The sequence below is a fragment of the Pseudomonas sp. Larv2_ips genome (assembly GCF_963879675.1).
GTDB lineage: Bacteria > Pseudomonadota > Gammaproteobacteria > Pseudomonadales > Pseudomonadaceae > Aquipseudomonas.
In genome coordinates, this window is the sequence record NZ_CAWOAW010000014.1 from 1161034 (window position 1) to 1176903 (window position 15870).

15 protein-coding genes are annotated in these 15870 nt (G+C 62.9%); 10 read left to right on the forward strand and 5 right to left on the reverse strand.

The genetic code is table 11. From position 1 onward, the window contains the following. The first annotated feature begins 94 nt into the window (after window positions 1-94). Together AACV02_RS11975 and AACV02_RS11980 are read left to right on the forward strand one after the other, a co-directional pair. A complete protein-coding gene (locus tag AACV02_RS11975; protein ID WP_119739787.1) occupies window positions 95-2134 on the forward strand; it encodes an NADPH-dependent 2,4-dienoyl-CoA reductase in 2040 nt (679 codons plus the stop codon). Window positions 2135-2190: 56 nt separating this feature from the next. Further along, window positions 2191-3081, forward strand: coding sequence for a 1-aminocyclopropane-1-carboxylate deaminase/D-cysteine desulfhydrase (locus AACV02_RS11980; protein WP_119739789.1), 891 nt, complete (start codon window positions 2191-2193; stop codon window positions 3079-3081). 197 nt (window positions 3082-3278) lie between these two features. Here the strand turns inward: AACV02_RS11980 and AACV02_RS11985 are convergent, their stop codons facing one another. The 3 genes from AACV02_RS11985 to AACV02_RS11995 form a co-directional block, all read right to left on the reverse strand. Beyond that, window positions 3279-3872: a cytochrome b gene (locus AACV02_RS11985; RefSeq protein WP_106578833.1), complete on the reverse strand. Its 594-nt coding sequence runs from the start codon at window positions 3870-3872 to the stop codon at window positions 3279-3281. Window positions 3873-3985: 113 nt separating this feature from the next. Next, window positions 3986-4813, reverse strand: coding sequence for a phosphonoacetaldehyde hydrolase (phnX, locus tag AACV02_RS11990; protein ID WP_119739791.1), 828 nt, complete (start codon window positions 4811-4813; stop codon window positions 3986-3988). 29 nt (window positions 4814-4842) lie between these two features. After that, window positions 4843-5952, reverse strand: a complete 1110-nt coding sequence (locus tag AACV02_RS11995) for a 2-aminoethylphosphonate--pyruvate transaminase (protein ID WP_119739793.1) — start codon at window positions 5950-5952, stop codon at window positions 4843-4845. Between the two features lie 108 nt (window positions 5953-6060). Between AACV02_RS11995 and AACV02_RS12000 the strand changes: the two genes are divergently transcribed. Next, window positions 6061-6918: a LysR substrate-binding domain-containing protein gene (locus AACV02_RS12000; protein WP_119739795.1), complete on the forward strand. Its 858-nt coding sequence runs from the start codon at window positions 6061-6063 to the stop codon at window positions 6916-6918. 99 nt (window positions 6919-7017) lie between these two features. Further along, the gene (locus AACV02_RS12005; RefSeq protein ID WP_090402660.1) at window positions 7018-7725 is read left to right on the forward strand and encodes a YebC/PmpR family DNA-binding transcriptional regulator; all 708 of its coding nucleotides are present in this window, start codon (window positions 7018-7020) and stop codon (window positions 7723-7725) included. Between the two features lie 123 nt (window positions 7726-7848). Here AACV02_RS12005 and AACV02_RS12010 read toward each other — a convergent pair whose 3' ends face one another. Next, a complete protein-coding gene (locus tag AACV02_RS12010) occupies window positions 7849-9153 on the reverse strand; it encodes a protein kinase (RefSeq protein WP_119739797.1) in 1305 nt (434 codons plus the stop codon). A gap of 40 nt (window positions 9154-9193) precedes the next feature. After that, window positions 9194-10288, reverse strand: coding sequence for a cell division protein ZapE (gene zapE / locus AACV02_RS12015; RefSeq protein WP_119739799.1), 1095 nt, complete (start codon window positions 10286-10288; stop codon window positions 9194-9196). A 198-nt stretch (window positions 10289-10486) separates the two neighbouring features. On the opposite strand from zapE, the gene AACV02_RS12020 reads away from it, so the two are divergent. Genes AACV02_RS12020 through AACV02_RS12045 form a run of 6 tightly spaced genes read left to right on the forward strand, consistent with a single transcriptional unit; the run spans window position 10487 to window position 15856 of the window. Then, entirely contained in the window at window positions 10487-11014 is a 528-nt protein-coding gene (locus AACV02_RS12020) for a Csu type fimbrial protein (RefSeq protein ID WP_106578827.1), read from the forward strand. After that, complete coding sequence (locus AACV02_RS12025) at window positions 11008-11550, forward strand: Csu type fimbrial protein (protein WP_106578826.1); 543 nt, start codon at window positions 11008-11010, stop codon at window positions 11548-11550. The genes AACV02_RS12020 and AACV02_RS12025 overlap by 7 nt, the downstream gene beginning before the upstream one ends. Window positions 11551-11568: 18 nt before the next feature. Continuing rightward, complete coding sequence (locus AACV02_RS12030; protein ID WP_106578825.1) at window positions 11569-12102, forward strand: Csu type fimbrial protein; 534 nt, start codon at window positions 11569-11571, stop codon at window positions 12100-12102. 5 nt (window positions 12103-12107) lie between these two features. After that, window positions 12108-12608 (forward strand): Csu type fimbrial protein, encoded by a 501-nt coding sequence (locus AACV02_RS12035; protein WP_371924160.1) that lies wholly within the window; start codon window positions 12108-12110, stop codon window positions 12606-12608. Between the two features lie 27 nt (window positions 12609-12635). Next, entirely contained in the window at window positions 12636-13421 is a 786-nt protein-coding gene (locus AACV02_RS12040; protein ID WP_119739802.1) for a fimbrial biogenesis chaperone, read from the forward strand. Between the two features lie 41 nt (window positions 13422-13462). Beyond that, window positions 13463-15856, forward strand: a complete 2394-nt coding sequence (locus tag AACV02_RS12045) for a fimbria/pilus outer membrane usher protein (protein WP_119739804.1) — start codon at window positions 13463-13465, stop codon at window positions 15854-15856. Window positions 15857-15870 lie beyond the last annotated feature (14 nt).

The following is a 15870-nucleotide window of genomic DNA, read 5'->3' on the forward strand; positions in this document are numbered from 1 at the left end:
GGCAGTCCATCGCCTCTTAGTCTGTGGGACATAAACCGATGGCGGGCCATTCGAGCCTGCCACGTCCCGTGATGATCCGTTGTGGAGCTGTACCATGACCGCTGCTGCCTACCCGCACCTGCTGGCCCCGTTAGACCTGGGTTTTACCACCTTGCGCAATCGCACCCTGATGGGTTCGATGCACACAGGCCTTGAAGAAAAGCCAGGTGGTTTCGAGCGCATGGCCGCCTATTTTGCCGAGCGCGCCCGTGGCGGTGTCGGCCTGATGGTCACCGGCGGCATTGGCCCGAATGACGAGGGCGGCGTGTATGCCGGTGCAGCCAAGCTGACCACTGACGAGGAAGCGCAGAAGCACAAGATCGTGACCCAGGCCGTGCACGAAGCGGGCGGCAAGATCTGCATGCAGATCCTTCACGCCGGGCGGTATGCCTACAGCCCCAAGCAGGTCGCACCGAGCGCGATCCAGGCGCCGATCAACCCGTTCAAGCCCAAGGAACTGGACGAAGAAGGCATCGAAAAGCAGATCCAGGATTTCGTCACCTGCTCGCTGCTGGCCCAGGTCGCCGAATACGACGGCGTGGAAATCATGGGCTCCGAGGGCTACTTCATTAACCAGTTCCTCGCCGCCCACACCAACCACCGCACCGACCGTTGGGGTGGCAGCTACGAAAACCGCATGCGCCTGGCGGTCGACATCGTGCGCCGCGTGCGCGAAGCCGTGGGCCCGAACTTCATTATTATTTTCCGCCTGTCGATGCTCGATCTGGTCGAGGGCGGCAGCAGTTGGGAAGAAATCGTGCAGTTGGCCAAGGCCATTGAGCAAGCCGGTGCGACCCTCATCAACACCGGTATCGGCTGGCACGAAGCGCGTATCCCGACCATCGCCACCAAAGTGCCGCGTGGCGCGTTCAGTAAAGTCACCGCCAAGCTGCGCGGTGCGGTGCAGATTCCGCTGATTACTACCAACCGTATCAATACGCCGGAAGTTGCCGAGCAGATCCTCGCCGAGGGCGATGCCGACATGGTCTCAATGGCGCGGCCGTTCCTGGCTGACCCGGATTTCGTCAACAAGGCCGCTGCCGGCCGCGCCGATGAAATCAATACCTGCATCGGTTGCAACCAGGCCTGCCTGGACCACACCTTTGGCGGCAAGCTGACCACCTGCCTGGTCAACCCGCGCGCTTGCTACGAAACCGAGCTGAACTACCTGCCGGTCAAGCAGATCAAGAAAATCGCCGTGGTCGGCGCCGGTCCTGCGGGCCTGGCAGCGGCTACCGTGGCGGCGGAGCGCGGCCATCAAGTGACCTTGTTCGATTCCGCCAGCGAAATCGGCGGCCAGTTCAATATCGCCAAGCGCGTGCCGGGCAAAGAGGAGTTCTTTGAAACCCTGCGCTACTTCAAGCGCAAATTGCAGACCACCCACGTCGAGGTGTGCCTCAACACCCGTGTGGATGTCGCGCAACTGGCGGCGGGCGGGTATGACGAGATTATCCTGGCCACCGGCATTGCGCCGCGTACGCCAGCGATTCCAGGCATCGACAACGCCAAGGTGCTGAGCTACCTGGACGTGATTCTTGAGCGCAAGCCAGTGGGCAAGCGAGTGGCGGTGATCGGCGCTGGCGGTATCGGCTTTGACGTCTCTGAATTTCTGGTGCACGCAGGCGTGTCCACCAGCCTGGACCGCGAAGCGTTCTGGAAAGAGTGGGGCATCGACACGCAACTGCAAGCCCGTGGCGGCGTGGCCGGCATCAAGCCTGCGCCGCATGCGCCGGCGCGTGAAGTGTTCCTGCTGCAACGCAAAACCTCCAAGGTCGGCGACGGCCTGGGCAAGACCACCGGCTGGATCCATCGCACAGGCCTGAAGAACAAGCGTGTGCAGATGCTCAACAGCGTCGAATACCTGAGCATCGATGACCAGGGTCTGCATATCCGCATCGGCGCCGACGGCGAGCCGCAGCTGCTGGCGGTGGACAACATCGTCATCTGCGCCGGGCAAGACCCGCTGCGCGAATTGCAGGACGGCCTAATCGCCGCTGGCCAGAACGTGCACCTGATCGGCGGCGCCGACGTGGCGGCCGAGCTGGATGCCAAGCGCGCCATCAACCAGGGCTCGCGCCTCGCTGCCGAGTTGTAAGACGAAAAAAGGGCGGTGGTAGACTGCCGCCCCTTTTTTCGTTCAGAGGCCTCCCGATGGGCCCTTTCGACTGGCTTCCCCACGCGCCCCTTGAACTGTTGCAGCTGGATTGGCTGAACGGCGTCGAGGTGGCTGTGCTACGCCTGGATTGCATCGACCCGCTGATCAGCGGCAACAAGTGGTTCAAGCTTACCCAGCACCTGGCCGATGCCCAGGCGGCCGGAGCCCGCGGAGTCATCAGCCTCGGCGGCGCGCACTCCAACCACCTGCACGCGCTGGCGGCAGCCGGCAAACGCTTCGGTTTTCCGACCGTGGGCCTGTTGCGCGGCCATCCTCAAGACACACCCACTGTGCTCGATCTGAAAGCCTTTGGCATGCAGCTGCATTGGCTCGGCTACGGCGGCTATCGCGCGCGGCATGCGGCGGATTTCTGGTTGCCGTGGCACGCACAATACCCGCAACTTTACCCAGTGCCGGAAGGCGGCGGTGCAATGGCCGGTGCCCTGGGTTGCGCGGTATTGGTCGATCAAGTGCGCGCGCAATTGAATACCCTCGGCTGGGCCGACTACGACGCCTGGTGGTTGGCGGCGGGCACCGGTACGACCCTGGCCGGGTTGACGTTGGCCGAGGCGGGCGCGCACGCAGTCTTTGGCGCGATGGCGGTGCCGGATGACCACGGCGTCGCTCAAAACGTGCAGGCCATCGTGCAGCAAGGGTATGAATTGGTGGATGCAAGCCGAGGCGGTTTCGCCAAGGTCGATCCGTTATTGCTCGAGTTCATGCACGCCACGGAGCAGGCCAGTGGTTTGCCGCTGGAGCCGCTTTACACCGCCAAGGCCTTGCTGGCGCTGAAGCAGCAAATCGAGGCCGGGCGTTTTCCCCCCGGCACTCGTCTGATCTTCGTGCATACCGGCGGCCTGCAAGGTCGCCGTGGGTTTACTGCCTAGCGCAAATCCGTGGGTGGGAGCGGGCGTGCTCGCCAATGAGGTGGGTCAGTACAAATGAGCTGACTGACCCAACGCATTCGCGAGCAAGCCCGCTCCCACATTTGCTTTTCATTGCAGCCAGGTATATCCGGTGTTGCTGTGCTTTTTTCCAGCCATTGCTTCACTCAGGTCGGCTACCCGGCCGCGATTGCGCTGCATCAATCGACCCATTTGGTGGCTGACCCACCGCCCTTGCGCCCGAGCCCGCTTCCACCCGGCATCATGCGCAGCGCCGTGTTATCGCGGATCACGTAATGGTGCAGGATCCCCGCCAATGCATGCAGCCCGATCAGCCAGTAGCCGATCTTGCCGAACAGCACGTGCCAGCCCTCGATTTCTTTGGCCAGCGCCTTGTTTTCAGCGATCAACGGCGGCAGCTCAATGCCATAGAACATCACCGAATGCCCCTCGGCACTGACAATCAGCCAGCCGGCGATCGGCATGCCGATCATCAACGCGTACAGCGCAACGTGCATCAGCGTGGCCAACAGGCTTTGCCATTGCGGGGGCGCTGGCACGATTTTCGGCGCAACGCCCAGGCTGCGCGCGAACAGGCGTAGCCACACCAGCACAAACACAGTGAGGCCAAACATGAAGTGCATTTCGACGATCAACGTACGCGCGCCACTGCCTTTGGGAAACTGGCCGCGTAACTCTATGCAGGCGTAAACCACCGCCAGTAGCACCACCATCAACCAGTGCAGCGCAATCGACATGGTGCTGTAGCGTGTATCGGAGTTTTTCCACGGCATCGCTGTGTTCCTCACTCATCAGGGCAAACCTCCGTTCTTGGTGACGGAGTCCTTTAACTGTATGCCGGTTTTGAGCGCTTTGCCTGGCGTAAATGCCGTTGTTTTGACCTCTGTCAGTGGCTTTGCGGCATTTCACCGCGCGCCAGGCGCTGGTTGATATCGGTGATGACGGCGGGCAGGTCGTTGAGGGTGTCGATCAGATAGTGCGGGCGCGCGCCTTTGAACATCGCCTCGATGCGCTCGCGTTCGCGGGCCAGGGTGCTGCTGTCCAGGGCACGAAATTGCTCGTAGGTCAGGCCCAGGGCATTGCCCGAGCAAGTCAGCGCCACGGTCCACATTCCGGCGCGACGGCCTTCGAGAATGCCGGGCACGGTGTCGTCGACCTTCACGCAGGCCGCCACATCATCAATGCCCAGCGCGATCACGTTGGCCAGTGCCTGGGCCGGCCATGGGCGACCGTTGGGCACTTCATCGGTGGCGACCACGTGATCGGCGAGGTAGCCGTTGGTGGCGGCCAGGGCGACGACCTTGTCCATTACTTGCTTGGGGTAGCCGGAGCAAGAGCCGATCTTGATGCCTTGCGCACGCAGCCGGGCGATGGTGTCGAGTGCTCCGGGGATCAGCGCCGAGTGTTCGGCGATTTTCTCGATCTGCAGCGGCATGAAGCGCTCATAGAGGGCGGTTACGTCGTCGTCGGTCGGAGTGCGACCAAAGGCCTTGCGGTAACGTTCGGCCACTTGCGGCTGATCGCAGAGGGTGCGGATATGGTCCCACTTGCCCATGCCCATCGGGCCTCGGGCTTCTTCGATGGAAACGTGCACGTCGAACTCGGCGAAGGCTTCGACAAAAATCTGCGTGGGGGCGAAGGAGCCGAAGTCGACCACGGTGCCGGCCCAATCGAGGATAACGGCCTGGAGGGTGTTGGGGTTCTGGTAATTCATGGTGCAGGTCCTGGGGGTAATGGGGGAAATCAAATGTCCAGCACTTCCATTTCTTGCAACACCTGCGCGATCGCCTTGACCGCGGCGCGCATGCCGGCCGCATCGACGTGGCCGATACAGCCCACGCGGAAGGTTTCCACTTGGGTCAGTTTGCCGGGGTACAGGATGAAACCCTTGGCCTTGACCCGCTCATAGAACGCCTTGAACTGGTAACGCGGGTCCTTTGGCGCATGAAAGGTGACGATGATCGGCGCCTGGATCGCTGCCGGCAGGAAGCTGCGCAGGCCCAGTTCGGCCATGCCATCGAGCAGCGCCTGACAGTTGCGTGTATAGCGCTGGTGACGCGCAGGCAGGCCGCCTTCTTCGTGATATTGCAGTAACGCTTCGTGCAGGGCGGCGACCACGTGCGTTGGCGGGGTGAAGCGCCATTGCCCGGTCCTGGCCATGTAGCTGTGCTGGTCGAACAGGTCCATCGCCAGGGAGTGGCAGTGACCTTGGACGGCTGCCAGCGACTGTTTGTCGGCAAACACGAAACCCATGCCCGGCACGCCCTCCAGGCATTTGCCCGAGGCTGCTATCAGTGCGTCGAACGGCACTTCGCGAGCGTCAATTGGCAGCGCGCCGAAGGAACTCATGGCGTCGATGATCAGGCGCTTGCCGTGGCTTTTCACCACCTCGGCAATCGGCGGCAGCGGGTTGAGAATGCCGGTGCTGGTCTCGCAGTGGATCAGCGCCACGTGGGTAATGGCCGGGTCGGCGCGCAGCAGACGGTCCACATCGGCCGCAGTGGTCGGTTCATCCTCGGCGGTTTCAAAGGTACTGAATGGGCGGCCGAGCACTTCGCAGATCCTGGCCAAGCGCTTGCCGTAGGCGCCGTTGATCAATACCAGCACCTTGCCACTACGCGGCACCAGGGTGCCGATGGCGGCTTCGACGGCAAAGGTGCCGCTGCCTTGCAGGGGCACGCAGTGATGGCTGTCGGCAGCGTTGAGGATCGCCAGCAACTGCTCGCAGACGCTGGCGGTGAGTTGGTTGAATCGCTGGTCCCATGAACCCCAATCCACCAGCATGGCCTGACGCGTACGCACGGACGTGGTCAGGGGGCCGGGTGTGAGCAGAATGGGCGCGGCGGTGGTCATCTCAAGTCCTCGCAAGTCTTGGGGAAGCTACGGCGCCTAAAGTGCAGTTTGGCTTGTTATCAATCAAATTGTTTGTTGTTATGCGAGCTATCAGTGAGGCCGATAGCTATGAACTTGTTCCAACTGCGTGCATTCGATGCCGTAGCCCGCGAGGGCAGTTTCACCCGGGCGGCGGCGCGGCTGTTTATCAGCCAGCCGGCGGTGACCGGGCACATCAAGGCTCTGGAGGAGCATTATCAGATCCCGTTGTTACGGCGTACGGCGCGGCGGGTGGAGTTGACCGAGGAGGGCACGCGTCTGGCGGCGATCACCCGCGCGATCTTTGGTCTGGTGGACGAGGCCCAGACCCTGCTGGAAGCCAATCGTCAGTTGCTCACCGGGCGCCTGGAGGTGGCGGCCGACGGCCCGCATCTGGTGATGCCGATGATCGCCAGGTTACGTGCGCGCTACCCAGGCATCACCGTGAACCTGCGCTTGGGCAATGCTCAGGAAACCCTGGCGGCGCTGTTGTCCGAGCATGCGGATGTGGCGGTGCTCACCGAGGTGGAACCGCGCAATGGCCTGCACCTGCAAGCCCTGAACGAATCGCGCATCTGCGCCTTGGTGCCGGCAGGGCACCCGTGGCTGGCCGACCCGGCGGGTATTCGCCTTGAGCAATTGCACGAAGTGATCATGGTGCTTCGCGAGCCCGGCTCGATTACCCGGCGCACCTTCGACAGCGCGTGCGTTAGCGCCGCGGTGCAGCCCAAGGTCTTGCTCGAACTGGACAGCCGTGAGGCGGTGACCGAAGCCGTCGCCGCTGAACTGGGCGTGGGGGTGGTGTCGTCAATGGAGGTCAGCCGCGATCCGCGCGTGCATGCCATTCCCCTGCAGGGCGACGGGCTGGTCAACCGGCACATGCTCGGTTGCATGGAGCGACGCCGTTCACTGCGCCTGATCCAGGCGTTTTTCGAGTTGGCGTCTTGACGGTTTTTTGCTGGAACGATTTTTTTTTGCCCTATAAACTCTGCCCCCAAAGCGCCGGCCAGTAGACGTCTCGGCGCGATGGACAAAAGAGAGTGAGTCATGGGCGCACAGTGGAAAGTCAAACATAAAGAAGCGGCATCCAATGCCAAGGGCAAGATCTTCGGCAAGCTGGTGAAGGAAATCACCATCGCCGCCCGCAACGGTGCCGACACCGCGACCAACGCCCACCTGCGTCTGGTGGTTGAGCAAGCCAAAAAGGCCTCGATGCCCAAGGAAACCCTGGAGCGCGCGATCAAAAAAGGCGCCGGCCTGCTAGGTGAAACCGTGCAGTACCACCGTGTGACCTACGAAGGGTTCGCCCCGCACCAGGTGCCGCTGATCGTCGAGTGCGTGACCGATAACATCAACCGTACCGTGGCGGAAATCCGCGTGGCGTTCCGCAAAGGTCAGTTGGGTGCTTCGGGCTCTGTGGCCTGGGACTTCAACCACGTCGGCCTGATCGAAGCGTCGCCGGACACCCCGGACGCTGATCCGGAAATGGCGGCTATCGAAGCCGGCGCCCAGGATTTCGAAGACGGCGAAGAGGAGGGCACCACCCTGTTCATCACCGAAACCACCGACCTGGATGCCGTGCAGAAGGCCCTGCCGGAGCAGGGTTTCACGGTGTTGTCGGCCAAGCTGGGCTACATCTCGAAGAACCCGGTGAGTGGTTTGACCGATGAGCAGATGGCCGAAGTCGAAGCCTTCCTGGAAGGGCTGGACAACCATGACGACGTGCAGGATATGTTCGTCGGCCTGGCTGGCTGATTTATCGCTGAATTGAACGCGGTAAAAAATGTGGGAGCGGGCTTGCTCGCGAATGCAATGTGTCAGTCACCCAATCAGTGATTGACACTACGCATTCGCGAGCAAGCCCGCTCCCACATTTGATCAGTGGTGTGGCAGAGCTTGCAGCAAGGTCTCGATCTCTTCAAAGCCTGGTCGCGCCAACACATCAGGCTGGCAGCAGCGTTTTTGCAGCGCCACCAACGCCTGGTCGTTGAACGGCGTGTCAACCCGCGCCAGCAACTCCCCCAGCAACACCCCAAACGCGCGCACTTCAATACGCTGCAACGCCTGGGTTTCCAAGGTGTCCGCTGTGGCATGGAACGACGCCGCGCCAAAATCCCCGAGCAAGCAATCACCCTTGGCATTCCACAGAATGTTGTGGCCGTACAGGTCGCCATGGGTAATGCCGTGGCGGTGCAGATGGGCCGCCACCGACGCTATGCCGCGCGCCATGCGCAAGGCCACTTGGGGGCTGAAGCGCGTGTCGGGCGCGTAGATATCGCGCGTACAGGACGCCAGGCTCGGCAGTGCGGCAAGGTTGCGATAACTCGGGTCGATCAGGTCCATCACCAGCGCGGCCTGGTCATCGGGATGGCCCACCACGCGGCCTTCCACCTTGATCAGGTTGGGGTGCAGCCCGGCGGCGATGCAGGCCTGCATTTCGTGCAGCGGAGAGCCGTCGCTGGTGATCGTGCCTTTGTACAGTTTGACTGCGACAGACATCCCCCGCGGTCGCCACGCCGCCTTGCGAATGATCCCCGAGGCGCCTTCGCCCAGCACGTCACCCAGTTCCAGTTCCGACCAGGGAATGTTCGGTGTCGCGTCATCGCCCGCCACATCCACGGCCATTTCCACCGGGTTACCGGCATAGGCCAGCCAGGTCAGGCTCGGCAGCGTCAGCAGCCACTGCGGCAGTTGAGTCAGGCGGTTGGCGGCGATGCGGATCAGTTCCAGGTTGTGGCAGTTGGCCAGGCTTTGCGGCAGGTGCGCCAATTGGTTGCCGGCCAACATCAGTTTTTGCAGCAACGGCCGCTCGCCCAATTCGTTGGGCAATTGGCTGATGCAGTTATCCGTGAGGATCAGCCAGCGCAACTGCGGCGGCAGGGCGGCGGCGGGCACGTGGCTGATCCGGTTGGCCTTGAAGCCGATCATGCTCAGCTGTGCGCACTGGCCCAGGCACGCCGGCAGCTCGGTGAAGGCGTTGTCGGAGCAGAACAGCACGCGCAGGTGCGACAGGCGATGCAGGTCGTCGGGCAGGCTGCTCAGGGCGTTGCCCGTGAGGTTGAGGATTTCCAGGGAGTCGGCCAGTTCGAAGATTTCCCGCGGGAATTCGGTCAGCCCGCAGGACAGGTCCAGGCGCGTGATGCCGGCCAGTTGGCCGGCCTTGAGTTGGGCGAGGGTATTCATGAACGGCGCAGTCACTCGGCAAGAGGGCGTAAAAAGGCGCTCATGATACCGGGTGAGGCGCCGGTTGCGGGTAGACGGTTTGCAATTGGTTCAGACGGCTCGCGGTGCGAGCCAGGTCGATGGCCTGCCCTTCAAGGGCATGCGCCAAGGGGTGTTGGCCGATCAGCGTCAGGCGTTTGTCCTGGTCGTACAGCACGTCCACCAGGTTGATAAACCGTTGTTGCACGGCGATCGGGCAGTCTGCCAACTGGGGCAGCCCGTCGACAATCCAGTGGTCGAAGTCCTCGCAGAGCAGCAGGTAATCCATCACGGCCGTGAGTTGTTCGCACAAGTCGTTGAAGGTGAACGCGATGGTTGGCGCCTGATGGTGGCGACATATCAGCTGACGATTGCCGACGGTCAGGCTTTGCGCCGGGCAATCGGTGGCGGGGAGCCCGAGCATTTCACGCTGGGCGGGCGTGCCCGGCCAAACATACTGGCCAGCGGTGAAGTGCTGCTCGGCATGCGCATGGGGCAAGCTGCGAAAATCCTCGGGTGAGCTGACCTCCAGCACGTCCATCCGCGCGGCAATCAGGTCGATTACCGGCTTGAAGCGTTCGTGGTACAGCGGGTTGGGCAGCAGCCCCTCGGGCGCATAGTTTGAGGTCACCAGCACCAGCACGCCGCGCGCAAACAAGGCGTTGAACAGCCGGCTGATAAGCATGGCATCGCCGATATCGTGAACATGGAATTCGTCGAAACACAGCACCCGGCATCCCGCCAGCAGCTCATCGAGGGTCACGCCCAGGGCGTCGTCGTGCTCACGGTGCGCAAACATGCCCCGATGCAGGCGGGCAAAAAACGCATGGAAGTGCACGCGCTGTTTGTCGGCAATCGGCAGCGCCTGGAAAAACCCATCGAGCAGCCAGCTTTTGCCGCGCCCCACCGGGCCGTGCAGGTACAGGCTGCGCGTTGCACGGTTGGCGAGCAGGTGCTGGGTCTCGCGGGCGAGGGCGGCAATCGCCCGGGTTTGGCCTGCGCTCAGGGTATAGCCCTGTTGCCTGGCCTTGTTCTCAAAGAACGCCGGGATCGGCGAGGGGTCAAGGACGGCGGTTTTTTTGCCCAGCAAACGCTGAATCAGGGGAAGCACAGCCAATGCAAGTCACTCTGTCGTGCGGTGGTCGCCCACTTTAGGGCGCCCGAGGCGATTTGACCAATAGAGAAGCGCGCCGCCAGCTATCTCGAAAAAGCATGGCGAGGGGGTGGTCCTGGGCAAACTGGCGGTTTCTCCTTAAATGGCTAACCTCATACACAGTTGTCACCCCTGTATACCCCTGTATAAGGAATTGGGGCAGTGAAGGGACGAGCAGTATTGGCAGTCATGGGCGCCATACTCTGTAACACGGTTTACGCTGCGCAACTTCAGGTAGAAGTGCGCATCGACGTGCAACGGGGCTGCCAGCTGGTGGGCATCACCCGCGATGCGGGTATCGAGCAGCTGGGCGTGTTGGACTTTGGCAGCGGCCCGCGTCTGGATGACCCGGCCGGCCCCTTGAGTGCGGCCTTGATCAGCCAGCGCCAGCCGCGCCTGGAATGCAACCCGGACACACCCTATCAAATGCGCGTTGACGGCGGCCTGCATGGCGGCGTCGGCGAAGTGCGCTACCTCAGCGCCGCGACCCCCTCGAGTAAACCTATTCCCTATCGCCTCTACGCCGACGCCGCGCGACGTATTGCCTTGCCCGTGAATGAACCGCTCAGTGGCCGCGTGCCGGACTCGGGCAGCGTCGACTTGCCCTTATATGGTCGCATCGAACCGCTCAAGGACATCCCCGCCGTCGGCCGCTACACCGACCTGCTCAAGGTCACGGTCACATGGTAAGCCGGGGCTGGGCCCTCGTGGCCATGGGCGGCCTGTTGCTGCTGGCAGAAGACGCCCAGGCGGCCGTGGCCGGGCAGATTCATGCGCGGCTGGTGATAACCGCCAGTTGTGAGGTGAGCAAAGGCGCCGCAAGCGCGCCCGTGAGCCCCGCGGGCGGCACGGCAATGCTCGACTTTGGCAGCCAGGGCCCGACCTGGAGCAACCCACTGGGCGCAGCCGTTTCCGATGGCGACAAGGCGCCGCTGTCGGTGTCCTGCAACCCCTCGGTGGTCAGCAGTTTCACCGTGACGATCGACGGCGGCGCGCACGGCGATGGCACTACGCGACGCTTGAGCAACGGGCGTCAGACCATCCCGTATCGGCTGTCGGCCGATCCGCTGGGCCAGAGCACTTACAGCATTGGCCAACAACGCAATTTCGTCGTGACCAAGGGCACACAAGTACCGATCCCGGTATTCGGCTCGGTGGTGGCGAATACCAGGGCCCTACCGGCCGGCATCTACACAGACACCCTGACGGTGACTCTGGATTGGTAAATCATGAGGATTAACATCATGCATGCACTTGTATCGAAAGCAGTTTTTCCATTGATGGCGCTGGTATGGGTGTCGGGTACGCAGGCGGCCACGGTCGCCGGCACCGTCACCGCAACGCTGGTGCTGACCAGCAGCTGCCAGGTCAATGGTGCGGCGGCCACCGGCGGGATGAGCTTCGGTAACCTGAACTTCGGTACGGCCAACAGCCTGTTCACTGAAGCCGACGGCCAGGTGCTGGGCGGCGGCGGTGGCGCGTTGTCGATTCTGTGTTCGGCGGGCACTTCACCGACGCTGACCGTGTCTGCCGGCGCCAACGACGGCAAGTCTGTGGGCGGTGGTCGCGCGCTGTACGACGGTGTGGCCAATTACGTGCCGTATGACCTGTTCACCGACAGTGGCCATTCCAATTTGCTCGCCATCGGTGGGGTGATCAACCTGGCACCCAGCACGGGCGTGGCTCAGGCCGTGAATATTTACGGTAAGGCCAACGGCAAGGCCGGGCTGCCGGCCGGGACTTACACCGACACGGTCAACGTGACGCTGACGTTCTAAGTGCCATGAGCCGGGCAGGGTGGGCGGCGTGTGTGGTGTGCATCGGCTGGGGCATGCCGGTGTCGCTGCTGGCGGTGACCAGTCAGTCGTTCCAGGTCAGCGCGACCATCACCCCTGGATGCCTGGTGGTGGGTGGCGGGACGAACTACGGCAGCCTGGCCTTCGGCACTTATTCGGCCCTGGCGACCAGCACGGCGTCTGTCGCACTCACGGGGGGCGTGACCCTGCAATGTACGCCGGGGGTTGCGCTGAGCATGAGTGTCGATGGCGGTTTGCACAACAACAGCGGTCGGCGGATGCAGCTCAATAGCGGCACTGCTCAAGTGGCTTATCAACTGTTTCGGGACGCGGCGTTCAGCCAGAGCCTGGGCATCAGCCAAAGCGTGAGCGTGGCCTACACCAACGCAGCCAGCATCACCTTGCCGATTTATGGGCGAGTGCAGTTACCGGGTAATACGCCTGGGGGGACGTACAGCGACACGTTGCAGGTGCAGCTGTCGTGGTAAGGCGATTGGCAATGAGGAGTAAGACTTATGTATGCAGCTTCCCGGCACTGGTGGGCAGCAGGTTTGAGCGCGTTGTGGGCGTTGACGGCAGGGCAGGCGCACGCGGCCAGCTCGGTGCTGATCTGGCCGATTGACCCGGTGCTGGAGGCCGACCAACAGGCCAGCGCCCTGTGGCTGGAAAATCGCGGCACGGAGACCGCCAACCTGCAAATCCGCGTGTTTGCCTGGACCCAGAGCGGTTTTGATGAGCAGTACCAGAACCAGCGCGACGTGATCGGCAGCCCGCCGGTGGCGAAAATCGAGCCGGGGCAGAAACAGCTGGTGCGCCTGACCCGGACCAAAGAGGTGCCGCCGGGCCGGGAACTGGCCTACCGGATCATCATCGATGAAATCCCCCCGGCCGCGCCGCCTGCGGCCCCGGCTGATGGCAAGACGGCCGCTGCGATTCGCTTCCAGATGCGCTATTCGGTGCCGCTGTTCGCCTATGGCCCGGGCCTTTGGAGCAAGGTAGATGGCACCCGCGAGCGCGACCCCAAAAGTGCCGGCAAGCCGGACCTGAGTTGGAAAAAGGTCACAGTGGGTGGGCGCAACTATGTCGAAATGCGCAACCAGGGCGCCGTGCATGCGCGCTTGACCGACGCCACGTTCAAACAGGGCGGCCAGCCTCGGCCGCTGGTGGAAGGCCTGATGGGCTATGTGCTGCCGGGCGCAACCATGCGCTGGCCAGTGCCGGAGGGCCTGCCGGCTGATCAGCCGCTGCAGGTGCGAGTCAATGGTGCGACGCAATTGGAGAACCTTGCACCGGGGCGATAAATCAGTGCGGTAGGGCATGGAGCAGCCCCTGGTGTTAACGGATGGAGATGTCCATTGATGGACACAAAGCCTTGGTGAGCCATGAACGGGCGAGAGGTTTATGGCGATCGGTGTGGGTGGTGAGTGGCCTGTCTGGCCTGGTGCTTGCGGCGCCGGGTGTGGCCGCTCCATTGCCGCCCCCTCCCAGCAGTATGGAGGCTGTTGCCGATGCGCAGTTGTTTCTGGAACTGGTGGTCAATCAGATGGATACCGGGCGCGTGGTCGCCGTCAATCAGCGTGCCGGGCAATTGTTTTTGCCGGCGTCGGTGTTGCAGGAAATCGGTATGAAGCTGCCGGGTGAAGTGCCCGCCGAGGTTGCGCTGGAAAACCTGCCAGGCATGCACACCGATTACGACAGCCAGGGCCAGCGCCTGATGCTCAGCGTGCCGCCGGCCTGGTTGCCGGAGCAATTTATCGGCAATCGCAACAATTACCCGCGCACCCAGGCGCTGACCAGCTTTGGCGCGCTGCTCAACTATGACGCCTACCTCAACGACACCGATGACGCCGGCACCTACCTCGGCATCTTCAACGAAGTCAGGTTGTTCGACACCTGGGGCACCTTGTCCAACACCGGCCAGTACCGCACCACGCTTGGCCGGGAGACAGCCGGCGGCAGCCTGGACAACGGCTATCGGCGTTATGACACCACGTGGCGGTTTTCCGACGACGAGCGCCTGCTGACCTATGAGGCCGGCGACGTGATCAGCGGTGCCTTGCCGTGGAGCACCTCGGTGCGTCTTGGCGGTGTGCAGGTGTCGCGCGATTTTGGTGTGCGTCCGGATTTGGTCACCTACCCGCTGCCACAGTTTGCCGGTGAGGCCGCCGTGCCGTCGTCGGTGGACCTGTTTATCAACGGCTACAAAACCAGCAGCGCCGACCTGCAGCCTGGGCCGTACACCCTGACCAACGTGCCGTTCATCAACGGCGCGGGTGAGGCGGTGGTGGTGACCACCGACGCCCTGGGCCGGCAGGTCTCGACCACGGTGCCGTTCTACGTCACGAGTACGCTGTTGCAAAAGGGCTTGTCGGACTTTTCGGTGGCGGCGGGTAACCTGCGCCGCGACTACACCGTGCGCGATTTTGGCTATGGCTCCGGCGTGGCGAGCGGCACCTTTCGGTACGGGCTGTCGGATGCGTTTACCCTGGAAAGCCACGCCGAAGCCGCGGGTGACCTGGCCTTGGGCGGTGTCGGCGGCAACCTGCGCATGGGCAACTTCGGCGTGCTCAATACCGCCGTCAGCCAAAGCCAGTTCGACGGGCGCACAGGCCAGCAACTGAGCCTGGGCTACCAGTACAGCAATCAGCGTTACAGCGTGTCTTATCAACGGGTAGAGCGCCGCGATGAGTACGCCGACCTGAGCCTGGTCGACACGCCCTATGCCAGCCTCAGCAAGCGCAGCCAGCAAGCGACCTTGAGCCTGAACCTCAACGATTTCGGCAGTTTGGGCGTGGGGTATTTCGATGTGCAGGCGGCGGATGATTCTCGCACCCGCCTGGTGAACATGACCTGGAGTAAAGCGCTGTGGCGCAACAGCAGTTTCTACCTGTCGGCCAACCACGAGGTCGGTGACAGCAGTTGGGCAGTGCAGGCCCAAGTGGTGGTGCCTTTCGACATCTACGGCAGCCTCAGCGTGGGCAGCGAACGCAGCAAGACCGGACAAAGCCAGCAGCGCGTCAACTACAGCCGGGCAGTGCCGGCCGAGGGCGGCGTGGGCTTTAACCTCGGTTACGCCAGCGGTGACGGGCCGGCTTATCGGCAGGCCGACCTGACCTGGCGCTTGCAGTCGGTGCAGTTGCAGGCCGGCGTGTATGGCAACCGCGACGCCGAAACCCGCTGGGCGGATGCCAGTGGCTCGCTGGTATGGATGGACCACCACGTGTTCGCGGCCAACCGTGTCGACGATGCGTTTGTGGTGGTGAGCACCGATGGCGTTGGCGGCGTACCGGTGCGCTACGAGAACCAAGTGGTGGGTGAAACCGACCGCAACGGGCACTTGCTGGTGCCGTGGACCAGCGCCTACTACCGGGCCAAATACGAGATCGACCCGCTGAACCTGCCGGCCAACATGCAAGTGCCCAATGTCGAGCAGCGCGTGGCCGTGCGCCGTGGCAGTGGTTACCTGCTGGAGTTTCCGGTGCGCCGGGTGCTCGCGGCGAGCATCACTTTGGTCGATGCCCAGCATCAGGATTTGCCCCTGGGCAGCCAGGTGCGACACGAGCAAAGCGGCGCGCTGGCGGTGGTGGGGTGGGACGGGCTGGTCTACCTGGAAAACCTGGCGGCCCACAACACCTTGCAGGTCACCGTCGGCGATGGCCAGACCTGCCAGGCGACGTTCGAACTGGATACCACGCAGGAGCAGGTGCCGCTGATCGGGCCACTGGTGTGCCAATGACATAAGGAGTGTGC